Raw genomic sequence first — 22,371 nt, 5'->3', positions numbered from 1 at the left:
CGGCGCCGTGGCGCGGGCGCTTCAGAAGGGGTTCCAGGTCGGCTGCTGCGTCAGCTTGAGATAGCCGACATTGATGCCGAGCCTCGCGCCGATGCCGGTGCGGATCGGCACCACCACGACATGTTCGTCCGTCAGCACCGTCATGCCGACGCCGGCGACCACGTAAGCCGAACCGGAGACGCCGCCGAAGCGCTTGTAGAGAGCGGGCACGCTCGGCAGATTGTAGACGAGCATCATGGCGCGGCTGCCCTGGCCACCCCAGTCGAGCCCGAGCGACGGGCCCTGCCAGAAGACGCTGTGCTGCCCCACATTCTTGGTATGGAGCTCGCCCTCGCCATAGGTGACGCCGGCGATGAAGGCACCGGATCCTTCCTGGCCGAGGATATAGCCGTTCGGCAGACCATAGCGCTCGAAAGCGCGCTCGACGACCTTGGCAAGGCCCCCGGACGTTTCGCCGAAGAAACCGTGACCGGCGTCGACGATCTCCTGCATCGTGTACTGGCTGGAGTTTTGGGATTGCGCCTGTGCGCCAGAGGTGCCGGCGATCAGGGTGCTGGCCACCACGGCCATCATGGTCACAATAGCGCGGACAGCCATCAGGGTGGTCTTCATCATCGGCTGCATCGTTTCCTCCGTCGGGGCGCGAAAGCGGCTCGCGCGCCGGCCGTCATGACCGGCTCTTCCATCGGCTGCGCCGTCGGTGCCGGCACGGGCCATTTTTCACAAGCATGCGCGCGGAACGCACTAGCATTTGGAACGAGTGCACCTTATCGGCTTCCAGGAACCCACCTGAAATCGGGGTGCTCCAACAATTTGAACGGATCATCTTAACAATCGGTTTACCAAATGTGATGTCATTATGGCTTATCGACATATGGCACGACCGCCCGCCTCATGATCTTACTCACGACCGTGCGGGAGCTGCGTCGGGCTTATGCGCGCCCGGCGCCGCGACAGCCCGTGATCCGGTTTGAAGCGAGCAAGGAAGAATGATGGCAAAGAATCCGAATCTGACGTTGACGGGACACGATCTGGCCGCGCTGCTGTGCAGCCGCGTCTGCCACGACATCATCTCGCCGGTCGGCGCCATCAACAACGGTCTCGAACTGCTCGACGAGGGCGGCGCCGATGCGGATGCGATGGACCTGATTCGCACCAGCGCGCTCAATGCTTCCGTACGGCTGAAATTCGCGCGCCTTGCCTTCGGGGCCTCGGGCTCGGTCGGCGCCTCGATCGACACCGGCGAGGCCGAGAAGGCCGCCAAGGACTTTGCCGCTTCGGAGAAGAAGACCGAGGTCAACTGGAACGGACCGCGCGCGATCATCGCCAAGAACCGCGTCAAGCTGCTCCTGAACCTGTTCCTGATCGCTTATGGCTCGATCCCGCGTGGCGGCGTCATCGACATCACTCTGGAAAATCCGGAGTTCGACGCGATATTCACCCTCAGTGCCAAGGGGCGGATGATGCGCGTGCCGCCGAAGCTGGTGGAGCTCATCTCCGGCACGCCGGAGGAGGCGGTCGACGCCCATTCGATCCAGCCCTATTACACCGTGCTCCTGGCGGAAGAGGCCGGCATGGAGATCGACGTCGTATCGACCGGCGAAGCGATCGTCTTCACCGCTCGCGTGGTAGCGCCCGAAACGGTGAGCGCCTGAGGCGGAACCGAGCGCGGCTTTCGGCACATCTGGCCAATTCCATCGTCTCATTGCCCTGGTGACGGGAGGACTCACGCGCCCTCCCGCATGCTTCACGACCGCATCGCTCCAACCGACGGGAAGCACCGGCGGATTTCAGCGCGGCGGGTGAGGCCGCGTCACCGCGGTAACTGTTTCTTTGCCAAATCCGTATAGGATTGCTTGATGGAGATGGTTTCGCGTGTGGCGAAGCGGGAAGGAGATGGACGTGCGGCGCTTGATGATTGCTGACGGATCGGATGTTGTGCGCAAGGTCGGGAAGCGCATCCTGTCGGGAATGGGATTCCTGGTTTCCGAGGCGCCGAGCAGCCTTGAAGCGCTGGTGCGATGCGAGGCCGAACTGCCGAACATCCTTATCGTCGACGCGGGCCTCGACGGTGCGCTCGACCTGATCGGCAATATCCGTCGCCTGCCTGAGGGCGCTTCGGTGCGGATCTATTACTGTGTCGTCCAGGCGGATCTCAAGAAGATGATGGCCGGCAAGCGGGCCGGTGCCGACGATTTCCTGCTGAAGCCCTTCGACCGCAAGATACTGACGAGTGTTTTCGCCGGTCAGTCCATGGCAGCCTGATACAGAGCCCGCAGGCATTCATCTACGCGAGGGGTCTACCCTTGATCCCTGTTGTGCCGGAAATTCGGCCAGCCCCGAGGCTTTGAGCTGAGTGGCGGCCCCGAAGGGCAGCGACACTCAACCGGCTTTCTCTAAAATCTCGACCATCTTTGCCCGCCAATCCGGTTCCTGCTTTCTTTCGAGCACAGTGCGGGGCAGGCGAAGGGTAACCACAAAAAACCCGCCCAGGCTAGGCGGGTTCGGCTGCTTTTGGGGCAGGGCGGCGGATGCGGGGTTTTCGCGGCCCGGTAGTGCCGGAAATCAGGCGGTTTCCAGGTAGTCGCTGCCTTCCGGCTCGCGCAGCACATAGCCGCGGCCCCAGACGGTTTCGATGTAATTGGCGCCGCCGGCGGCATTGGCGAGTTTCTTGCGCAGCTTACAGATGAAGACGTCGATGATCTTCAGCTCCGGCTCGTCCATGCCGCCGTAAAGGTGGTTCAGGAACATTTCCTTGGTGAGCGTCGTGCCCTTGCGCAGCGAGAGCAGCTCCAGCATCTGGTATTCCTTGCCCGTCAGATGCACGCGCTGGCCGCCGACCTCCACGGTCTTGGCGTCCAGGTTGACGATCAGCTCGCCCGTCGAGATGACCGACTGGGCATGGCCCTTGGAGCGGCGCACGATCGCGTGGATACGAGCCACCAGCTCGTCCTTGTGGAAAGGCTTGGTCATATAGTCGTCGGCGCCGAAGCCGAGGCCGCGGACCTTGTCCTCGATGCCCGCCATACCCGAAAGGATGAGAATCGGTGTTTTGACTTTCGACAGACGCAGCGTTCGCAGAACTTCGTAACCGGACATGTCCGGCAGGTTCAGGTCGAGGAGAATGATGTCGTAGTCGTAAAGCTTGCCGAGATCGACGCCTTCTTCACCGAGATCGGTGGTGTAGACGTTGAAACTTTCGGACTTGAGCATGAGCTCGATGCTCTGAGCCGTCGCGCTGTCGTCTTCGATCAGTAGAACCCGCATAGTCTTCCCCTTTTCCGCCGCCCAAGGTTGTCGTGGCATCCTTACGCGATACGGATCCAGTCGTTGCCTGATTTGGAGGCTGCCACCAAATGGTTAACAAATTCTGATTCACTCTGGCAAGGTGTATCGAAAATGTTAAATATTTTTAGCAGTCCCCTGATTCAAAACGTAAATCTGAAATTGCGCTCCTCATGTGATATATGAGGGAATGCCGTTAACTGACTCTACCGACTCGTAAATGCTCGAAAGTCCACATTTCATGCATCAGCATTTACGGAGCCTTAAATCATCGCACCTATGATTAACGATGCCCGTAAACGAAAGGTTACCAGCGGTAGGCATTTGTTAAGGCCGCGGTCGATTTTTGTTTCCGGCTCGGTTGGGCCGGCACAACGGGCCGCAGATCGCGACGATTCCGGGAGCCCGGGATCTGAATGTGGTCGGCTAGAAGGAGTTAGAGCGGGATGCGGGCGGAGATCTTCGTCACACCTTTCCCTTATTCCGCTCGGGAACAGTAACCGGGGTCTCGGTATCCACGGGAGTATTGCGTATGAAAGCACGTGAGAGCCTAGTCCGACTGAAGGAATTTCAGGTTCGGGAAAAGCAGCGCCAGCTCAGTCAGCTTCAGATGATGATGGCCGAGTTCGAGCGCATGACCAAGGATCTGGAAAACCAGATCGTCTTCGAGGAGAAGAAGTCGGGGATTTCCGACCCTTCGCACTTCGCCTACCCCACCTTCGCCAAGGCTGCCCGCCAGCGGGCCGATAATCTCCAGGTTTCCATTCGCGAACTGAAGATGCAGCAGGATGCGGCCGAGCTCGCGCTCGAGGAGGTGCAGGCGGAATATGCGAGGGCAGCAGCGCTCGAGGAGCGGGATACGGGCGCGCGGCTGCGCGCCTGAGAGAGCAGCTACGGCACCGCGTATCTGATGAGACGCGCGGTGCCTTGGAGCGCCGTGCGTCGGAATGCACGCACAAAGAACGCTCCAACTATTGAACCGGCGCAGCGTGCTTTCGGAAAATCGATTCCGATTTTCGGGCCGATGGGTAGGACAAGGGGGTCCCTTGCACCGTCAGCCCTGGATTACATCCCGCCACTCCGGATGGCGCATGACCTGGGCGCGCATGAACGGGCAGAGCGGGATGATCTTCCAGCTGCCCTTGCGGGCCTCTTCGATCGCGTGGAGGGCCAGCGCCTGGCCGACGCCCTTGCCGCGCAAGGCGTCCGGAACGAAGGTGTGGTCCACGATTATGAGATGCGGCGACGACCTGGAATAGGTCATCTCCCCGGTGTGGCCGTCGAGCGTCGCCGTGTAGCGGCCTTTAGTATCCGTTTCTTCCTGGGCGATGTCCATCGGGCGTCCTTCGTTGCCATGCGTTGGTGGCGATACTGTAGCTGCAGCATGATGTGATGGATGGTTTTATCGTCAAATCGGCAAAAACGAAACCGGCGGCTCGGGAGCACCCCAGCCGCCGGCTCGAATTATGGCCCTGCAGGGATTGATCAGTGGCGATATTGCTGGATGCGCGTCGTGCGCAAGCCGGCGAGACCATGGTCATTTATCGAGGATTGCCAGGAGAGGAATTCCTCTACGGTCAGCGTGTAACGCTCACATGCCTCTTCGAGGCTCAACAGGCCACCACGCACGGCGGCGACGACTTCAGCCTTCCTGCGGATGACCCAGCGCCGGGTATTGGCCGGCGGCAGGTCCGCGATCGTCAAAGGACTGCCATCGGGGCCGATGACATATTTCACGCGTGGACGCATCATTTCGGTCATGGGACTCTCTACACAAACTCAAGACCATATGGCTGTGACCTTAGCTTGCCACATTTAATAATTGCCTAAACCCTCGATAACCATTTGATCATCATTTGAGCGGCCTCGGCCACGGATGGTTCGCAAGGGCGGCTGTTCGTGACGCAAGGGAACGGCGGGCCTTCCACGACTTTTCGCCATGCAGGCCATGCAATCACCACATTTCGCTTCGACTGGAGCGATAGCAGGGCGCCGGATCAAACGGGCGTCCACGTGCACGCTCCCGGAATAAACCCGGGCGTCACGCAGTTTGCGGGCGGCGCGGCTCATGCCCGCGGCACGGGCAGGGCGGCGCTCTCAGCCCCACCAGGCCAAGACCGCCTTAGTCTCCATAGCGGCGGCAACGCCGGCAGCACGGTGACCGGAATGAAGGATTCGAACGAACCGGCCTCGCGGCGTGAGGCCGAAACGAACATGCCTTTCGAGATCGACCCCGCCTCGGTACGCACGGAGTACGAGCTCCTGCATCTGCTGCGGCGGCTGATCTCGCGCTACGGCTTCGCGCATTTCATGATTGCGCGCCTGCCTCTCGCCGACGAGCAGCGCTTTTCCGAGCGTCTCGTGCTGAGCAATTGGCCCGCCGAGTTGGTGCGGCAGTATGATGCCGGCGATACGTTCCAGACGAGCGAGCTGGTCGAGCGGCTGCGTCAGACGAAGCTGCCCGTCACCGGCGGCCCTGAACTCATGGAGCCCGCGGGCAAGGGGGGCGGCAAGGCCGCGGTTTTCCGCCTCCCGCCCCATGCCGGTATGGGTCACTTCGCGGTGCTGCTGCACACGACCTATGGCGAGCCTTTTGTGGCAGTGCTTTCCGGCACGCGGGACGAGCCGACCGGCGCCGAGCGTGCGACGCTCTATCTGGCGCTATTGCAGCTTTTCGAATGCCTCGAGCGTACCTTCGACGCCGGCAGCGGCGCCCGCGAGAAGCTCTCGAGCCGGGAGGTCGAATGTCTGCGCTGGGCGGCGGCGGGAAAGAGCAGCGACGAGATCGCCATCATTCTCGGAATATCCGCCTATACGGTGAGCAGCTATTTCAAGAGCGCGACCCGTAAGCTCGACGCCGTCAACCGCATGCAGGCGATCGCCCGGGCGATGCGGATGAAGCTGATCTGACGGATCGAGCGCTCGGCCGACGTTCCGCGTCCGCTCTTGCCGTGACGGGCGCAAGTTTCTATATGTCGCGGCACGGAAAAGTCTGATGCATGCCGCCCGGCACCGAGAGCGGTTTTGGGTGACGATATGCACGAAGAAAATACCGCAAGGGCGTAAACCCTTCAGAAAATGCCGCGCCGCCCTCATGTGTCGCCGTGCGGCCTCAAGCGTGAAACAGGGTGCCGGCACAGGAGCCGCCCCCGGATGCCGGATTGGATCCCGTGAACAGTCTCGATTTTGACCGCAAGCCCGAAGATACGCGCGTCGTCGTCGCCATGTCCGGCGGCGTCGATTCTTCCGTCGTGGCGGGGCTTCTCAAACGCGAGGGCTACGACGTTCTCGGCATCACCCTGCAGCTTTACGACCATGGCGCGGCGGTGCACAGGGCCGGCTCCTGCTGCGCCGGTCAGGATATCGACGACGCCCGGCGCGTCTGCGAGACGATCGGCATTCCCCATTATGTCCTCGATTACGAGGCGCGTTTCCGCGAGACGGTGATCAACCCCTTCGCCGAAAGCTATATCGCCGGCGAGACGCCGATCCCGTGTGTCGCCTGCAACCAGACGGTCAAGTTCGCCGACCTGCTCGCGACCGCCAAGGAACTCGGAGCCGATGCGCTCGCCACCGGCCATTACATCCGTTCGCGGCCGAGCCCGAAGCCGCGTTATGCCGGCCAGCGCGCGCTCTATCGGCCGGCCGACGCCGAGCGCGACCAGAGCTATTTCCTCTTTGCGACAACGCAGGAGCAGATCGACTATCTGCGCTTCCCGCTCGGCGGTCTTCCCAAGAGCGAGACCCGGGCGCTCGCCGAGGAGATGGGTCTTGTCGTCGCCAAGAAGGCCGACAGCCAGGACATCTGTTTCGTGCCCCAGGGCAAATACAGCGACATCGTCTCGAAACTGAAGCCGAACGCGGCGCTTGCCGGCGAAATCGTCCATCTCGACGGTCGCGTGCTGGGCGCGCACGAGGGCATCCTGCATTACACGATCGGTCAGCGCCGCGGCATCGGTGTCGCGACCGGCGAGCCGCTCTATGTCGTCTATCTCGACGCCCGCTCGCGCCGCGTGATCGTCGGCCCGAAGGAGGCTCTGGAGACGCGCCGCGTCTACCTGCGCGACGTCAACTGGCTGGGTGACGAGGAACTGGAGGCGGCAGCCGGGCAGGGCTTCGAATGCTTTGCCAAGGTGCGCTCCACCCGCCGCCCCGCCCCGGCGGTGCTCAAGAGCGATGCCGAAGGGCTCTATGTCGAGCTCGTCGAAGGCGAGGCGGGTGTCGCGCCCGGCCAGGCCTGCGCGCTCTATTCCGGCACGGGCGAGGATGCGCGCGTCTATGGCGGCGGCTTCATCCGCAGGTCCGAGCGCGAGCCGGCCGCGGAAGCGGCGCTGAAGGCGCTTTTGCCGGCGCCGGCGGCAGCGTAAAGCGGGGGATTCCGGCGTGGCGGGAAAACATCGCTTTTTCCCGAAGACATTGCTTGACACTAGCCGGAACAGCGCCTTATAAGCCGCCCGACCAGCCAAGACGGGCTTCGCTCAGAAGCTTCACGGCACCGGCGGCGGAGTAGCTCAGTAGGTTAGAGCAGAGGAATCATAATCCTTGTGTCGGGGGTTCGAATCCCTCCTCCGCTACCATCTTTATCACCGATAATTCGGAGTCGATGACCCGTTCGCGTTCGACGAGATGGTATGGCTCAACGAGGCAATCTGAGGGAATCCCCCATTCCCTGTGAAGCTTGCGGATCATATCGACAGTGAGAGCACGCCTCTTATTCAAAACCTCAGAGGCACGCGAACGGGAACCAAAAAGCTCAGCGAGATCGGTCTGTGTACGACCGAACATCTCCATGTGGGCCTTTATCAGATCGACTGGCTCTGGTGCCTCAATGGCATAGTGCTCATTCTCGTAAGCCTCAATGAGGGTCGAGAGAATATCGAAGCGGTCTGCTTCCTCGGTCCCGATTTCCGGCTCGTTGTCAAAATACTTTGAGACCTCTGCAATAGCCCATGCAAGGTCATCATCGTTCCTGATGGCGCGAATGTTATCCATTCACTGTCTCCCGGTCTATGTCGTCGTACTCTTTATGAGTGCCAACAAACTTGATCAGCACTCTTTTGAACGGATATGCGACGTGGACGATAAGGCGATATTTGTTGCCTGAGATGTCGAATATGATGCGGTTGTCGCTCACAAAATCGACATTGGCGCCGAACATCGCCATCACATCGGCCGAAGCTGCTGCCGCTCAATCACTCGAGGGTTCTGGTTTCCTCTCCGATATGCCCGCGCCTCGCAATCGCGCGACGTCTTGGGCGTCCGCATTAGCACCCTCTCCCAGTCCACCGCATGCCAAATGCCATTCAAGGGCGGAACCAATCCGCTCCCCTGCCGTTCAGATATGAGTTTAAGCAAACTCTCAAATGAGAGCATGGAGGAGAAGTCATGAACATCGGCAGGCTTTTCGCGGCCGGGTTGATTTTGGGCGGCGCGGCGGCTGCTGTACCTTCTGCTTCGTCAGCCCAGTCATTCGACCTGTATATCGGTCCGGACGGTCCGCAGCTGCGTGATCGCAGATACGACGATGACGACTATGATTATCGTCCGTCTCGCGGCTGTAGCGAGCGTCAGGCCATCCGTCGCGCCTATCGGCTTGGAATCCGCGATCCGGATATCCGGTCGATCACGCGCCGCGAGGTTGCGGTCGACGGTGTCGGCCGCCGCGGTCGGCTTACGACCGTCTATTTCGCAAATCGGCCGGGATGTCCTCGCATAGGTTGAGCCTCTTCTGCTAGTATAGCCGAACGGCCGCTGTCATACGGTGCCGCGCGTTTCCGGACGCACGGCGTCGTTCAGCACGCTGCAACAAACGGGCGCTCGGGCAACGCGGCTGCATTGTCTGTATGTATGAGCCGCGACGGAACTTCCCGGCTCCGGCTTTGTTCGAGCAATTCGGGGAAAGTGCGCAGGCGTTTTTCGCCCGGAGTTGCGGCAACGAAAGGTTAGAGCATTGGCGGAGCGGAAATGCTCCAGATCACGATGTTTTTAGGTCTGGCTGACCCAAAAACACAACCGTGATCGATTCCAAGAAGTTGGAGCGGGATGCGGGCGGAAAATCGCACACACTTTTCCTCATTCCGCTCCGGGTCGGTCAGGAGGATCGCATGCCGGCGCCGAAAGAGATGGATTCCGCATTGACCAGTCTTCCTTGAGAATCGGGGCCTATATCCCCGACGATCTCCTGGAGGACTGGTTCGCCCCGGGAACGGGAATGAACCCGCCCTCGGAAACGACTTTAACCGAGGCAGCCGCATACGGGCGGCGATTCGAGTGCGAATTCAAGTATTATCCCGAGCGAAAGGAAGGGGTCTTCTGGAAATGGGTACCAGCCATCTGAACGAAGGCAATCTGGAGGCGAAGGCCATCAATGCCGTTATCGAAGAACTTCAGCGGCAGGCGGCAGAAAACCCTTCGAAGCTCCAGGTCCGCCAGGCGGGAGACAAGCTCGCGGTCAACGGAGAGATCGACGTCGACGCGGTGGTAATGGTGGTCGTAGGGTCGATGGCAGGAGGCCCTTGAGGCCCTTGAGCCGGCTCCGGCCTGTTCGCCCTATGCCCCTTGTCCAAGCCGGTCCGTTTGGGCCTCGCGAGCGCGTGCCATTCGAGCCCGCCCGAGGGGAAGGGCTCACGAAGGATTATCCTTGTCGCCCGTGGCGCTCGGCGGATTTTCGTCGATGGTTTCGATGCCGTCGGCATTGACCTTGGTGTCCTCGATCCTGGTGGAATTGGTCGAGGGGAAGCGGTCGACATAGACGTAGAAAATCGCACTGGCGATTATGATGACGGCGGCGCCGATCAGCGCCAGTCGCTCCCAGGTTCGGGTCATGACATCACCTCCGGTCGGTCATGGTCGAAACCGCAGCCGCGCGCAAAGGTTCCGGCCCCGGGAGCGTCCGCCGGACTTGACGCGACGCGGAACCATTTGTGCCCGTCCGGCGTTAGTACCAACGCAGTTGGGAGGCGCAGGATGAAACACGCAGAAATTGGAAAGCTCGACAAATCCCAGGCCAGGCATGTCTGGGATGTGGCGGAGTATTGCAGGCGCACCGGCATCCACAAGGCCGAGGAACGCCGCCTGATCAGGGTTCTCGGGCGATTTGCATCCAGCCACGAGCTTCAGATGAACATCGTGCGTCCTCAGACGCGCATGCGCTGACATCTCCGCGTTTCCATCGCCGTCTAATCGTTCGCTGTTCCGTCGAAACAGCGATACACGCAGCAGCAGCCGCAGGAGGCGCACGTGTGGGCAACTCTCACCGGTGCAGTTCTTTTTATCAGCGGGCTTCTCTACATGGCATGGGAGGCGCTCGGGCGGCGGCGGCTGAGCCAGCCGCCGCAAGGCAATTCCAAGCAGACGCTTGAGCCGCGCGGGCAAGGGCTGCGCTTTCTGAGCCCGCTGCGCAACTGGCTGGGCGTCGTGCTCATGGTTGTCGGCGGCATTCTCCTGCTCTTCGGCATGCGCTGAAACGGCGTGCCTCGCTGTTTCCGGACGAGACAAAAACGGATGATGGCGCGGCGTTCAGGCCGGGCCGATCTCGATCAGGAAAACTTCCGATGCGATGTCGGCCGAGAGCGTGAGCGTGGCCGGCTGGACGAGAACCGCCGCGTCGAGCCCGTGCAGGGTTGCGGAAACGCCTTCGGTCACGAGCGCAACGCTGCCGCGATGACAGAAGAGAACGAGATCGCGGGCGCTCGTAGCCACCGGCTGCGAGCCCTCGACATGAATCCTGCGCACGCGGTGTTTCAATGCCTGGCGGCGTGTCATCACATTGAGATCGGTGACCGGGCCATCCGCGAGGGTCGCGGATGTCGGCAGATCGGCAGGAAAGGTGAGGGGGGCATCCGAGGCGGTCAGCAGTTTCGGTTGCCGGCCCTCGATCGCGAGCGTCATCCCGCTACCCTCCAGGATCGACAGCGTGCGGTCGATCCCAGGAAAGATCGAGAAGGCGCCATTGGTGGCGACGGTCGCCATGCTTATGCGCCAGTCGAAATCGGCAATGGTGGCACGGTCCGGAGAGACGGCGATTTCCACCGTCTCTCCGCCGCCGTTCTTCCACGGCATATGCCTGTACTCGCTCGAGCGCAGAATTCGCATCATCGTCAGCCGAGCCATCCCATCGACGTTCCGATCCAAATGATCGGCGCCGTCACCAGTATGCTCAATACGACGCGAATATACCAGATCACGAGAAGATCGCGAAAGCTGAGCGGGATCGAGGTCGCCAGCATGCAAGGGACCGAGGCAGACAGGAACAGAACCTGGCTGACCGATACCACCGCGGCCAGGAACTTCACCTCGGGCACGGCCTCCTTGAGCAGGATAGCGGGCAGGAACATCTCGGCGAGACCGGAAGCGAGCGCCTTTGCCGCCTGCATCGGCTGGCCGAACTGCGCGAGCCAGGTGAAGGGGTAGAGCGTCAGGCCGAGAATGTCGAAGATCGGCGTGAACTTGGCGGCGAGAAGCCCGATGAGCCCGACTGCCATGATGCTTGGCAGGATCATCGCCGCCATGCGCAGTCCGTCGAAGAAGCTTTCGCGCAGCAGCGTCGGCAGGCTCTTGGCGATTGCCGCCTGCTCAAGGCCGGTCTCCACGGCGACGCTCAGGCGGCTGCGCCCCGGGGGCAACGGCTGGTCCCGATCGCCCTCGTGCGCAAGTCTGGAAAGCGGCCAGATCCGGGCGGTGATCGCAGAAACGATGAACGTGACGACGAGCGTCGTCCAGAAGTAGAAATTCCAGATATCCATGAGTCCCAGCGTCTTCGCCACGATGATCATGAACGTGGCGGACACGGTGGAAAAGCCTGTCGCGATGATCGCCGCTTCGCGCACCGTGTACTTGCCTTCGCGGAACACGCGGTCGGTGATGAGGAGCGCAAGGGAGTAGCTGCCGACGAAGGAAGCGACGGCGTCGATGGCGGACCAGCCCGGCGTACGCCAGATCGGCCGCATCACGGGCTGGACGAGCACGCCGGTGAATTCGAGAAGGCCGTAGCCGATCAGAAAGGCGAGTGCCAAAGCGCCGATGGGTACGATCAGCCCGACCGACAGCACCAGCTTGTCGAAGAGGAAGGGCAGCATGTCGGGCGCGAAGAAGATCGCAGGCCCTATGCCGGCGAGATAAAGGCCGGCAAGGACAAGTCCGAGGACGCGCAGGACCGAAAAGACGGCATCGGTCGTCGTCTTGCGCCAGGTCCCCTTCACGATGGGTTCGAAGGCTCCGTACGCCATCAGCAGCAATACGAAGCCGATCGCCACCGGCCGTGCATGGGTCGATATGGCCGTTGCCGCATGGTCGAGCAGGATCGTCGACTTGCCGGCGATTTCGACCGGCACGAAGAACAGAAATATGCCGATGAGGCTGAAAAGAATGAGCCGCAAGGCTGCGCCGCCGCGCGAGCCCCCTGCCTCGGTGGTGATGTGCGTCATGTCGTCTCCTCCCTTCCCGTTCAGAGCGGGGTTACAGGCTGGCCTTCGCCGGCGCGGCTCGCATCAACAGCCGCATCCGGTCGAAGTCTTCGTTCATCGGGCGATCGTCGCGATAGGCTGGAATCGCCGAGCGTATGCGCCCGTAAAGGGCAGCAGTGCGTTGCGCCTTGCCCGGTCCCTGCGGCTGCAGCTCATAGGCCTGAGCGGCCGCAAGCAGTTCGATCGCCAGAATCCGCTCGAGATTGTCGACGATCGAGAGCGCTTTCCAGGCCGCCGGTGTCGCGTGGGTGAGCATGTCTTCCTGAAGCGCGGAGGTGATGCCGCCGTCGAGGCTGGCCGGCGCTGCGAGCCGCCGGTTCTCCGCCACGAGCGCGGCAGCCGTGTACTGCGCGATCATGAACCCCGAGCACACGCCGCTGTCGCCGGCGAGGAAGGCAGGCAAACCGCTCACCAGAGGGTTCACCAGCCGGTCGATGCGGCGCTCGGAAATTGCTGCGACCTCCGCCACCGCGACGGCGAGGCTGTCCATTGCGAGGCCGAGCGCGGCACCGACGGCATGGGCCTGCGAATGCACCTCGGGTGCCTCCGGCGCACCGGCAACGGCCGGGTTGTCGGTAACGCTTGCAAGTTCGCGATCGACGCTTTCGGCTACCTGCCCGAAGGCGTCGCGGGCGGCGCCATGCACCTGCGGCACGGCCCTGAGACTCAGCGGATCCTGGGTGCGGGTGCCGGCCGTACCTGCGAGCATCGGGCTATCCGCCAGCCAGTCGCGCAGGCTTTCACCCACGGCGTTCAGGCCAGGGGATCGGCGCAGAGCCAAGGGCAATTCGGCAAAGGCATTGGCCTGGCTGCCGAGGTTTTCGTAAGTCATCGCCGCGGCTGCATCCGCCCAGGCGAAGAGCCTTTCCGTGCGTGCGAGCGCCAGCGCCGCCAGACCGGTGGCGCATGGTGTCCCGTTGACGAGGCTGAGACCTTCTTTCGCTTCGAGCCGCAACGGCGCAAGCCCCAGACGGGCGAGGGCATCGCCGCCGCTCAGTCTTTCAGTCCCCTGCATCGCCGAGCCGTGACCGATCAGCACGAGGCCGATCGCGGCGGCGTGGGTCAGATATCCAACCGAACCACGCGACGGAATGAGAGGGATGATGTCGGCGTTGAGCAGCGCCAAGAGTGTTTCGATCGTCTCGATCCGCACGCCGGAATAGCCGTGGGCGAAGTTGGCTATCTGTGCTGCCATGACGGCCCGTGCTTCCACTCGACCCAGCGGATCTCCGACGCCGCAAGCGTGGCTCAGGATGATGTTGCGCGAAAGCGCCTGCTGGTTCTCACGGCTGATGACGACATCGCAAAGGGCGCCGACGCCGGTATTGATGCCGTAGCCACGGATGCCGCGGTCCACCAATGCGTCGACGATCTGGCGGGCATGGGCGATCCGCCGGCGCGCGGGCTCCGACAGGTCGAGGCGGGCGCCCTCGGCGATCGAAGCGATCTCGCGCCAGGTAAGCGGCCCATTGATCGAAATCATCTCACCCATGGGTCTGCGGCCTTTCGTGCCGGCGCTGGACGAACCGGGCAACATAGTCGTTGGCAGGGTTGTCGAGGATGTCGCCCGGTGTGCCGACCTGAACGACCTGACCGTCCTTCAGGATTGCGATCTCCGACCCGATGCGCAGGGCCTCGTCGAGATCATGGGTGATGAAGACGATGGTCTTTGCAAGGTTCTGCTGGAGTTGCAGCAATTGGTCCTGCATGTCGCCGCGGATCAGCGGGTCGAGGGCACTGAAAGCCTCATCCATCAGGATCACATCGGTGTCGGCGGCGAGCGCTCGTGCAAGGCCGACGCGCTGCTTCATGCCGCCCGAGAGCTGATGGGGAAATTTCGCGTCGTAGCCGGACAGGCCGACCGTTTCGATCCATTTCATGCCGATTTCGCGGGCATCGTCCTTCGACACGCCGCGCACGCGCTGGCCGTAGACGACATTCTGGAGCACGGTCCGGTGCGGCATCAGGGCAAAGCTCTGAAAGACCATGCTGACGCGCCGCATGCGAAAGGCACGCAGCGCCTTCGCACCCAGGTCGAGGATGTTGTCGCCGTCGAAAAGGACCTCGCCGCTCGTCGGTTCGATCAGCCGGTTGAGGTGGCGCACCAGCGTCGACTTGCCCGATCCGGAAAGCCCCATGATCACGAAGATCTTTCCGGCGCCGATCTTCAGGCTGACATCGTTGAGGCCCACGCTGCAGCCGGACCTCGCCAGGATATCGGCCTTATCGAGGCCGTCCTTGAGCATGGCAAGCGCCTTCTTGGCGTCATGCCCGAAGATCTTGTAGACGTTCCGGATCTCTATATCAGCCATTGCGGGCGTCCTCCGTCCGGGGCTTGCCGAAGCCTTGCGTGATGCGGTCGAGCACGATCGCGAGAATGACGATGCCGATGCCGGCCTCGAGGCCCTTGCCGACGTCGAGCGTCTGAATACCGTTCAGCACCTGTTCGCCGAGGCCGCGCGCGCCGATCATCGAGGCGACGACGACCATCGACAGCGCCATCATGATCGTCTGGTTGAGGCCGGCCATGATCGTCGGCGTCGCAAGGGGCAGTTCGACGCCGAAGAGGATCTGTCGCGGACTGCCGCCGAACGCCGTCGCAGCTTCGACGACTTCCGCGTCGACCTGGCGGATGCCGAGATCGGTGAGCCGGATCAGCGGCGGGACGGCGTAGATGATGGTCGCGAGGATAGCGGGCACCTTGCCGAGCCCGAAGAGCATCAGCGCCGGGATGAGATAGACGAAGCTCGGCATGGTCTGCATGACATCGAGCACCGGGAGAGTGATGTTGCGGACGGCGCGGCTCTTCGCTACGAGAATCCCCATGGGCACGCCGATCACTACCGAGACGATGGTCGCCATCAGCATCAGCGCGAGCGTCTGCATCGTCAGGTCCCAGAGTCCGAGGACGCCGACGGCAACCAGCAACGCGCCCACCGCCAGCGTCAGCGACCAGCGCCGCGAACTCCGCCAGGCAAGCGCCATGAAGGCGAGAACGACGAGCCACCAGGGCAGGCCGCGCAGGATCCATTCAATGAACAGAACGGCCTTCAGGATGACGGCGCTGATCGCCTTGAAAACCCAGCCGTAATTGGTGACGAGCGCCTGGATGAAATCGTTCACCGGCGCGCGGATCGAGAGATTGAGAGAGTCCGGAAACATCGGATATCGTTCCTTGTTCAGGGCGGCGGCGCGAAGCCAAGACCCTCCTGGCCCGGGGAAGCAGCCCTTTCCCTACCATCGCGACGCGCCCCGCCTGGTGGCGGGGCGCTGGCGATTGCCGGCCCGGAAGGCCGCTTTACTTGAGACCGGCTTCGATCTTGCCGCGCGCCTCTTCCGAGACCCACTGGCTCCAGACGTCGCCCTTGGTTTTCAGGAATTCGGCGGCAGCCGCCGTGGCGTCGACCTTGTTGTCGGCCATATAGGCGAGGCTGGCGTTGACCTCCTCGAGCGGGAATGTTGCCTTTTCCAGAATCTCGACGATTTCCGGCGCTTCCGAAGCGAAGGTGCTGTTCACGCCATAGGCCACGTCGACGGAAGGGAAGGCGCAGCCTTCGTCACGTTTGCCGTTGGCGCTGCTCAGTTCTTTCCAGCAGGCTTCGTTATAGGCCGGCTCTTCGAGCTGGATCAGCTTGAATTTCCCCATGATCGCGGTAGGCGACCAGTAATAGAAGAGGATAGGCTCACCCTGGAGATAGGCGGAGGTGATCGCCGCATCCAGCGCCGTTCCCGTCCCCGGCCGGAAGTTCACATAGGCCTCATCGAGCTTGTAGGCCTCGAGCTTGGCGGTGCTCACGCCCTCGCAGGTCCAACCGGAGGGGCAGTTGAGGAACCGGCCTTTGGATGGCTCCTCCGGATCGGCGAAAATCTCGGCGATCTTCGGATCGGTAAGCTGTGATACGCTTTTCAGATCCGGCGCCTTGGCTTCGATATTGCGAGCGGGATCGCCGTGGACGACATAGTCAGGCACGAACCAGCCTTCGCTGGCACCTACGAAGGTCTTGCCGACGGCCACCACCTTCTTTTCTTCGACCGCCTTGTTCCAGACGTCCGAACGGCCGAGCCATTCCTCGGCGAAAATCTGCACGTCGTTGTTGGCGGTTGCCTGTTCGAGAGTCACGGAATTGCCGGGGATCGAGTCGACCTGGCAGTCGTATCCCTTGGCAAGGATCGTCTTCATGACCTCGGTGATGAAGGCGCCGCTTTCCCAGTCGATGCCGGCGAAGGTCACGATCTTGCCGTCGCCGCAATAGGAAGCATTGGCGCCGCTGGCGGAAGCCGCCAGCATCAGGCCGGCGGCAGCGAAGGTGAGTCTCATTGTGCTGATCGACATGCGCATTCCCCCTTTTTTTAATCGCGATTCGATTGCTATTTGAGCTTGTTCAGAACGCACGCGAAGGCGCGATCGATGTCTTCCTCCCGGTCATGCCGTCCGTCGCGGATCTTCCATTCGCCAGCGATCATGACGTCGCGAACCGTATCCCCGCCGAGTGCGAACAGCCAGCGGTCGAGAATCTGGTTGCCGCTTGCCGCGGCGATATAGGGATCGGATCCGTCGAGAACGACGAGGTCGGCCATCGCGCCGACGCGGATGCCCGGCTCTTCCATTCCGGCGGCATGTCCGGCCGCTTGGGCGCCGCCCGCAAGCGCCGCATCGAAGATTGTCCTGCCGACGGAGGCGCCGGGCGCGGCGAGCCGGTTGCGCCTGCGGTCGCGCAGGCGCTGCCCGTATTCGAGGAGCCGAAGCTCTTCCGCGACGCTCGTCGCGACATGGCTGTCGGTTCCGACCCCGAAACGTCCGCCTGCCGCAAGAAAATCGACCGCGGGAAAAATTCCGTCGCCGAGATTGGCCTCGGTCGCGGGGCAAAGGCCGGCGACCGCTCCCGACCGGGCGAGCCGGTTCGTCTCGTCGGGCGTCATGTGCGTCGCGTGGATCGCGCACCAGCGCTCGTCCACCGGCATGTTGTCGAGAAGCCATTCGACCGGGCGCCGGCCGCTCCAGGCCAGGCAATCCTCCACTTCGCGGGGCTGCTCGGCGACATGGATGTGGATGGGGCCGGTGAGGGGAGATGATTCCAGGATCGCGCGCATTTCCTCCGGCGTCGCCGCCCGCAGCGAATGGATCGCATAGCCAAGCCTCGCGCCTGTCGCATTGCAAGCGGGCGAGAGACGATCGAGCAGCGTGAGAAAGCGGTCCGGATCATTGAGGAAGGGACGTTGCCCCGCGCTCGGCGCGGCTCCGCCGAAATTGGCATGGGCGTAGAAGACCGGCAGATGGGTGAGGGCGATACCGCTCGTCTGCGCGGCCCTTAGTATCCGCAGCGACATTTCCGCCGGGTCCGCGTATGGCGTGCCGTCGAGGTGATGGTGAAGGTAGTGGAATTCGACGACACGGCCGAAGCCGCCTTTCAGCATTTCCACATAAAGCTTGGCGGCGATTGCCTCGAGATCGTCCGGGTCGACCAGACCGACGGTGCGATACATCTCCTCGCGCCAGGTCCAGAAGCTGTCGTCGCCTGTTCCGGCCACTTCCGCAAGGCCGGCCATCGCACGCTGGAAGGCGTGGGAATGCAGGTTCGCCATCGCCGGCACGACGGGTCCGGACAGATGCTCGTCGCCGGGTGCCTTCGATTGCCCTGCTTCCACCGCGAGAATGCGTCCCGCGGGGTCGACGGAGATCGCGACGTCCTTGGACCAACCGGTCGGCAGCAGCGCCTGTTCGGCAAACAGTCGATGGGCGGACAAAGCTGTCATGAGCGCCGTTCCTGTGCGTGGTTGTATATGGAACTATAGATATTTTCTTGTGGCGCGCAAGCTGGAAATAAAGGAAAACAATCGCTGATTTGCCGGGCCGGCGGCGCCCGGCCGCAACGGAGCATCGCATGGCGGTATCGGGTCGTAAGAGCGACAGGGCGGTTTTCGACGACGGGCCGGTACCGCGCTATGAAGCGGTCAAGCAGTTCATCCGCAGCCGCATTGAAAGCGGCGATTGGCCGCCGCACCATCGCATACCGTCCGAAAACGATATCGTCGCCGATCTCGGAGTCAGCCGGATGACCGCCAATCGCGCACTTCGCGAACTGGCGAGCGAGGGTGCGATCACGCGGGTCCAGGGGGTGGGGTCCTTCGTGGCTGCCCACAAGGGCAGCACGGCCCTTCTCGAGGTGCGCAATATCGCCGACGAGATTCGCGAGCGCGGCCACAGGCATACCTCGCGGATCACGCTCCTCGAGGAGGAGCAGGCAAGCACCGGGGTCGCAGAGGCGCTCGGGCTTGCGACGAACGCGCGGGTCTTTCACTCGATCATCGTCCACGCGGAGGACGACGTTCCGATCCAGATCGAGGACCGTTTCGTCAATCCTGCAATCTGCCCCAATTACCTGGAACAGGATTTCACCAGCATGACCCCGAACGTCTATCTGACGTTGGTGGCGCCGATCACGCGGACGGAGCAGATCGTCGAAGCCGTTCTGCCGAAGCCGTGGGAATGCAAGCTCCTTTCGATCGGCCGCGGCGAACCGTGCCTGATGATCCGTCGACGGACCTGGTCGGAAGCTGCGAATGTGACGGTCGCGTGGCTCACCTATCCGGGTACGCGCTATCGTCTTGAAGGTGTTTCGCAGTAAGAAGGACACCTTCGCAGAGACGGGAAGGAAATGATGGAAGACGAATTGCTGAAGCGCCGCACGCAGCTTGCGAGACCGGACGTGTCGATCGAAGAGGCGCAGGCGATCCTGGCTCAACATTACGGCCTTTCCGGCGATCTTACGGAACTCGGCAGCCAGCAGGACCGCAACTACCGCGTCGACACAAGCGAGGGACGTTTCGTCCTCAAGATCGCGCGTGCCGAATATGCGCGGGCCGAGATCGAAGCCCAGAATGCCGCTTTGCGGCATGTCGCCACCAGGCCCGATGCTCCCAAAGTGCCCGAAGTGATGTCCGCTTTGAGCGGCGAGGAAATCGTTGCCGCATCCGTTCGCGAGGAAACCTATCAGTTCCGGTTGCTCACCTATCTCGACGGCACGCCTCTGACGCGCCGCAGGCACCTGGCCGTGGAAACCGTGGCGGCACTTGGCGACCTTGCAGGTCGGTTGGCCGTCGCACTCAGGGATTTCGATCACCCGGGGCTCGAGCGGGAGCTGCAATGGGACCTCAGAAGGGCGGGGCCGGTCGCGCTTCACCTGCTTTCGGCCATGAGCGACATCGATCTGCGCCAGCGCATTGCCGAGGCGATGGTCGGCGCCATGCGCAGGGTTCAGCCGCTGATGCCGGAGCTGCGCCTGCAGGCGATCCATCAGGACGTCACCGACGACAATGTCGTGAGCCGCGCGAACAGGAGCGGGCGTCTCATCCCCGACGGTGTCATCGATTTCGGCGACGTGCTGAAAGGATGGGTGGTCGCCGATCTTGCCGTTACCTGCGCATCGCTGCTGCATCACTCGGACGGAGACCCCTTCCATATCCTGCCGGCGGTGAAGGCGTTCCATGCCGTCTGCCCTTTGACGGATGCCGAATTGAAGGCGCTCTGGCCGTTGATCGTCGCGCGTGCCTGCGTTCTCGTGGCGAGCACGGCGCAGCAGCTCGAGGTCGATCCGGAAAATGCCTATGTCGAAGGCAATGCCGCGCATGAGCGGGAAATCTTCGACGTTGCCGTTTCCGTGCCTCTCGAACTCATGGAGCATGCGATCGGAGAGGCCGTGGAGAGGGCTCCGCAGCTTTCTCCGCCCGAGATGGGCGGTCGGCTGCTGCCCGAGCTCGACCCTTCGGAAATAGGCATCGTCGATCTTTCCTCGCTCGGCCCGCACCTTCCTGCCGATCGCTGGCATTACGAGGACACCGAAGCCCTGCTCCTGCAATCGGCGGCGCGCGCGGCCGGTGCCGCGGCCACGCGCTATGGCGAGTACCGGCTGACGGAAACCAGGCTCCTGCAGGCAAGCGCCCCCCGGACATTCGCCCTGCACGTGGATTTATGCCTGCATGGGCAGACTGCCGTGCACGCGCCTTTTGCCGGCCGGCTCCACCAGCGCGGCGGCAAGCTGATCTTCTCGGGCGAAGGTCTCCATCTCCATCTTTACGGCGTGGAGGCAGCCGACCTCGCCGAAGACGCGTTCGAGGCGGGCGCACGGATCGGCGTGGTCCCCGGCGATCCGTCGGCCCTGGGGTTCATGCGCGTCCAGCTTTGCACGACGCCGGAGGTGGACCCGCCCGCCTTCGCTGCGTCGCATCAGGCGGAGGCATGGCGCCGGCTGTGCCCGTCGCCCGCACCGATCCTGGGCTTCGATTGCGACGCGGCCTTGCCGGACGCGGCCGGGCTCCTCGAGCGCCGCCGCCGGCACTATGCCCGGCCGCAGAAGAACTATTACCGCACGCCGCCGCAGATCGAGCGCGGCTGGAAGGAGCATCTCTTCGACGTCGAAGGGCGCGCTTACCTCGATATGGTCAACAACGTCACGCTCGTCGGCCACGGGCATCCGCGCCTGTCGGCTGCGGTCGGGCGGCAATGGTCGCTGCTCAACACCAATTCGCGGTTCCACTATGCTGCCGTGACGGAGTTTTCCGAGCGGCTTGCGGCGCTCGCGCCGGAAGGTCTCGACACTGTTTTTCTCGTCAACAGCGGATCCGAGGCGAACGATCTCGCCATCCGGCTCGCCTGGGCCAATTCCGGAGCGCGCAACATGATCTCGCTGCTGGAGGCCTATCACGGCTGGACGGTCGCGAGCGACGCGGTTTCCACCTCGATCGCTGACAATCCGCAGGCGCTGACGACGCGTCCGGACTGGGTCCATCCCGTCGTCTCGCCGAACACCTATCGAGGCCCGTTCCGCGGGGAGGGTTCGACGGGCGACTATGTCGACGCCGTGTCTCGAAAGCTCGCGGAATTGGACGAGAAAGGCGGGAAGCTCGCCGGCTTCATCTCAGAACCGGTCTACGGCAATGCCGGCGGCATTCCGTTGCCTTCCGGCTATCTGGAAGCGGTCTATGCCATGGTCCGGGAGAGGAGCGGCGTCTGCATCGCCGACGAGGTGCAGGTCGGCTACGGGCGGCTCGGTCATCATTTCTGGGGTTTCGAGCAACAGGGCGTCGTGCCCGATATCATCACCGTCGCCAAGGGCATGGGCAACGGCCATCCGCTGGGCGCGGTCATCACGCGGCGGGAGATTGCCGATGCGCTGGAGAAGGAAGGCTATTTCTTCTCTTCCGCCGGCGGCAGCCCCGTGAGTTCCGTCGTCGGGTTGACCGTCCTCGACATTCTTCACGACGACGCCCTGCAGGAAAATGCCCGCGTGGTGGGCACCCATCTCAAGAGTCGGCTCGAGGCGCTCGGGGACCGGTTTCCTCTCGTCGGGGCCGTTCACGGCATGGGGCTTTACCTGGGCGTCGAATTCGTCCGCGACCGCGAAACGCTCGAACCGGCCACCGAGGAAACCGCGGCGATCTGCGACCGCCTTCTCGATCTCGGCATCGTCATGCAGCCGACCGGAGACCATCTGAACGTCCTGAAGATCAAACCGCCGCTTTGCCTCGCCCGGGAGAGCGCCGACTTCTTCGCCGATATGCTGGCCAGGGTGCTCGAAGAGGGATGGTAGGAGAAAGGCGCCGCCGGAATTCCCTGCGGCGCCTG

24 protein-coding genes, 1 tRNA gene and 2 pseudogenes are annotated in these 22,371 nt (G+C 62.8%); 13 read left to right on the top strand and 14 right to left on the bottom strand.

What is annotated here, in order from left to right; all coding sequences use genetic code 11:
• Positions 1-21 precede the first annotated feature (21 nt).
• Positions 22-624, bottom strand: a complete 603-nt coding sequence (locus tag ACTJKL_RS03985; protein WP_026168799.1) for a DUF1134 domain-containing protein — start codon at positions 622-624, stop codon at positions 22-24.
• Between the two features lie 368 nt (positions 625-992).
• Between ACTJKL_RS03985 and chpT the strand changes: the two genes are divergently transcribed.
• Both chpT and ACTJKL_RS03975 read left to right on the top strand, forming a co-directional pair.
• Positions 993-1,655, top strand: coding sequence for a histidine phosphotransferase ChpT (gene chpT, locus ACTJKL_RS03980; protein ID WP_018096865.1), 663 nt, complete (start codon positions 993-995; stop codon positions 1,653-1,655).
• 241 nt (positions 1,656-1,896) lie between these two features.
• Positions 1,897-2,265 (top strand): response regulator, encoded by a 369-nt coding sequence (locus tag ACTJKL_RS03975; RefSeq protein WP_010970151.1) that lies wholly within the window; start codon positions 1,897-1,899, stop codon positions 2,263-2,265.
• A 300-nt stretch (positions 2,266-2,565) separates the two neighbouring features.
• Here ACTJKL_RS03975 and ctrA read toward each other — a convergent pair whose 3' ends face one another.
• Complete coding sequence (ctrA, locus tag ACTJKL_RS03970; RefSeq protein ID WP_003527557.1) at positions 2,566-3,267, bottom strand: response regulator transcription factor CtrA; 702 nt, start codon at positions 3,265-3,267, stop codon at positions 2,566-2,568.
• A 550-nt stretch (positions 3,268-3,817) separates the two neighbouring features.
• Here ctrA and ACTJKL_RS03965 point away from each other — a divergent pair.
• Positions 3,818-4,168 (top strand): hypothetical protein, encoded by a 351-nt coding sequence (locus ACTJKL_RS03965; RefSeq protein ID WP_003527555.1) that lies wholly within the window; start codon positions 3,818-3,820, stop codon positions 4,166-4,168.
• Between the two features lie 171 nt (positions 4,169-4,339).
• Here the strand turns inward: ACTJKL_RS03965 and ACTJKL_RS03960 are convergent, their stop codons facing one another.
• Together ACTJKL_RS03960 and sciP are read right to left on the bottom strand one after the other, a co-directional pair.
• A complete protein-coding gene (locus ACTJKL_RS03960; protein ID WP_018096866.1) occupies positions 4,340-4,621 on the bottom strand; it encodes a GNAT family N-acetyltransferase in 282 nt (93 codons plus the stop codon).
• Positions 4,622-4,770: 149 nt separating this feature from the next.
• The gene (gene sciP, locus ACTJKL_RS03955) at positions 4,771-5,046 is read right to left on the bottom strand and encodes a CtrA inhibitor SciP (RefSeq protein WP_003527546.1); all 276 of its coding nucleotides are present in this window, start codon (positions 5,044-5,046) and stop codon (positions 4,771-4,773) included.
• A 405-nt stretch (positions 5,047-5,451) separates the two neighbouring features.
• On the opposite strand from sciP, the gene ACTJKL_RS03950 reads away from it, so the two are divergent.
• The 3 genes from ACTJKL_RS03950 (at position 5,452) to ACTJKL_RS03940 (ending at position 7,862) form a co-directional block, all read left to right on the top strand.
• Positions 5,452-6,195: a helix-turn-helix transcriptional regulator gene (locus tag ACTJKL_RS03950; protein WP_379938007.1), complete on the top strand. Its 744-nt coding sequence runs from the start codon at positions 5,452-5,454 to the stop codon at positions 6,193-6,195.
• Between the two features lie 260 nt (positions 6,196-6,455).
• A complete protein-coding gene (mnmA, locus tag ACTJKL_RS03945) occupies positions 6,456-7,652 on the top strand; it encodes a tRNA 2-thiouridine(34) synthase MnmA (protein WP_440852227.1) in 1,197 nt (398 codons plus the stop codon).
• Between the two features lie 133 nt (positions 7,653-7,785).
• Positions 7,786-7,862, top strand: a tRNA-Met gene (locus tag ACTJKL_RS03940).
• On the opposite strand, the gene ACTJKL_RS03935 is transcribed toward ACTJKL_RS03940, so the two are convergent.
• Both ACTJKL_RS03935 and ACTJKL_RS03930 read right to left on the bottom strand, forming a co-directional pair.
• Complete coding sequence (locus tag ACTJKL_RS03935; protein ID WP_275598086.1) at positions 7,819-8,277, bottom strand: helix-turn-helix domain-containing protein; 459 nt, start codon at positions 8,275-8,277, stop codon at positions 7,819-7,821. The genes ACTJKL_RS03940 and ACTJKL_RS03935 overlap by 44 nt on opposite strands.
• Positions 8,270-8,455, bottom strand: a pseudogene (locus tag ACTJKL_RS03930) (type II toxin-antitoxin system HigB family toxin); the annotation flags it as partial. The gene ACTJKL_RS03935 and the pseudogene ACTJKL_RS03930, both read right to left, overlap by 8 nt.
• Before the next feature lie 215 nt (positions 8,456-8,670).
• Between ACTJKL_RS03930 and ACTJKL_RS03925 the strand changes: the two are divergent.
• The 3 genes and pseudogenes from ACTJKL_RS03925 (at position 8,671) to ACTJKL_RS03915 (ending at position 9,804) form a co-directional block, all read left to right on the top strand.
• Positions 8,671-9,006 carry a hypothetical protein gene (locus tag ACTJKL_RS03925; RefSeq protein ID WP_100674148.1) on the top strand — a complete coding sequence of 112 codons (336 nt, stop codon included), beginning with the start codon at positions 8,671-8,673 and terminating at the stop codon, positions 9,004-9,006.
• A gap of 383 nt (positions 9,007-9,389) precedes the next feature.
• Positions 9,390-9,622 (top strand): annotated as a pseudogene (locus ACTJKL_RS03920) (hypothetical protein).
• Complete coding sequence (locus ACTJKL_RS03915) at positions 9,604-9,804, top strand: hypothetical protein (RefSeq protein WP_018096871.1); 201 nt, start codon at positions 9,604-9,606, stop codon at positions 9,802-9,804. The pseudogene ACTJKL_RS03920 and the gene ACTJKL_RS03915 overlap by 19 nt, the downstream one beginning before the upstream one ends.
• A 105-nt stretch (positions 9,805-9,909) precedes the next feature.
• Here ACTJKL_RS03915 and ACTJKL_RS03910 read toward each other — a convergent pair whose 3' ends face one another.
• Positions 9,910-10,110 carry a hypothetical protein gene (locus tag ACTJKL_RS03910; RefSeq protein WP_018096872.1) on the bottom strand — a complete coding sequence of 67 codons (201 nt, stop codon included), beginning with the start codon at positions 10,108-10,110 and terminating at the stop codon, positions 9,910-9,912.
• A gap of 141 nt (positions 10,111-10,251) precedes the next feature.
• Between ACTJKL_RS03910 and ACTJKL_RS03905 the strand changes: the two genes are divergently transcribed.
• Together ACTJKL_RS03905 and ACTJKL_RS03900 are read left to right on the top strand one after the other, a co-directional pair.
• Complete coding sequence (locus tag ACTJKL_RS03905) at positions 10,252-10,440, top strand: hypothetical protein (protein WP_018096873.1); 189 nt, start codon at positions 10,252-10,254, stop codon at positions 10,438-10,440.
• A gap of 84 nt (positions 10,441-10,524) precedes the next feature.
• Entirely contained in the window at positions 10,525-10,749 is a 225-nt protein-coding gene (locus tag ACTJKL_RS03900) for a hypothetical protein (protein WP_100674149.1), read from the top strand.
• Between the two features lie 54 nt (positions 10,750-10,803).
• Here ACTJKL_RS03900 and ACTJKL_RS03895 read toward each other — a convergent pair whose 3' ends face one another.
• The 7 genes from ACTJKL_RS03895 to hutF form a co-directional block, all read right to left on the bottom strand.
• Positions 10,804-11,397 (bottom strand): HutD/Ves family protein, encoded by a 594-nt coding sequence (locus tag ACTJKL_RS03895; RefSeq protein ID WP_018096875.1) that lies wholly within the window; start codon positions 11,395-11,397, stop codon positions 10,804-10,806.
• Positions 11,385-12,710, bottom strand: coding sequence for a YjiH family protein (locus ACTJKL_RS03890; RefSeq protein ID WP_440852226.1), 1,326 nt, complete (start codon positions 12,708-12,710; stop codon positions 11,385-11,387). Before ACTJKL_RS03890 ends, ACTJKL_RS03895 begins: the two co-directional genes overlap by 13 nt.
• A gap of 31 nt (positions 12,711-12,741) precedes the next feature.
• Positions 12,742-14,241 (bottom strand): HAL/PAL/TAL family ammonia-lyase, encoded by a 1,500-nt coding sequence (locus ACTJKL_RS03885; protein WP_440852225.1) that lies wholly within the window; start codon positions 14,239-14,241, stop codon positions 12,742-12,744.
• Positions 14,234-15,061, bottom strand: coding sequence for a quaternary amine ABC transporter ATP-binding protein (locus ACTJKL_RS03880; protein ID WP_275597393.1), 828 nt, complete (start codon positions 15,059-15,061; stop codon positions 14,234-14,236). The genes ACTJKL_RS03885 and ACTJKL_RS03880 overlap by 8 nt, the downstream gene beginning before the upstream one ends.
• Entirely contained in the window at positions 15,054-15,911 is an 858-nt protein-coding gene (locus ACTJKL_RS03875) for an ABC transporter permease (protein WP_275597394.1), read from the bottom strand. Before ACTJKL_RS03875 ends, ACTJKL_RS03880 begins: the two co-directional genes overlap by 8 nt.
• A 136-nt stretch (positions 15,912-16,047) precedes the next feature.
• Positions 16,048-17,082: an ABC transporter substrate-binding protein gene (locus tag ACTJKL_RS03870; RefSeq protein ID WP_440852224.1), complete on the bottom strand. Its 1,035-nt coding sequence runs from the start codon at positions 17,080-17,082 to the stop codon at positions 16,048-16,050.
• Between the two features lie 35 nt (positions 17,083-17,117).
• Entirely contained in the window at positions 17,118-18,503 is a 1,386-nt protein-coding gene (hutF, locus tag ACTJKL_RS03865) for a formimidoylglutamate deiminase (RefSeq protein WP_440852223.1), read from the bottom strand.
• 128 nt (positions 18,504-18,631) lie between these two features.
• Here hutF and hutC point away from each other — a divergent pair, with 128 nt between their 5' ends.
• Both hutC and ACTJKL_RS03855 read left to right on the top strand, forming a co-directional pair.
• Positions 18,632-19,375, top strand: a complete 744-nt coding sequence (hutC, locus tag ACTJKL_RS03860) for a histidine utilization transcriptional repressor HutC (protein ID WP_018096882.1) — start codon at positions 18,632-18,634, stop codon at positions 19,373-19,375.
• Positions 19,376-19,405: 30 nt separating this feature from the next.
• The gene (locus ACTJKL_RS03855; RefSeq protein ID WP_440852222.1) at positions 19,406-22,336 is read left to right on the top strand and encodes an aminotransferase; all 2,931 of its coding nucleotides are present in this window, start codon (positions 19,406-19,408) and stop codon (positions 22,334-22,336) included.
• The last annotated feature ends 35 nt before the right edge of the window (positions 22,337-22,371 follow it).

The organism is Sinorhizobium sp. 22678, from assembly GCF_052044265.1.
Classification (GTDB): domain Bacteria; phylum Pseudomonadota; class Alphaproteobacteria; order Rhizobiales; family Rhizobiaceae; genus Sinorhizobium; species Sinorhizobium meliloti_A.
The sequence above is the reverse complement of the archived record's forward strand: the minus strand, read 5'-3'. Positions and strand labels throughout refer to the sequence as shown.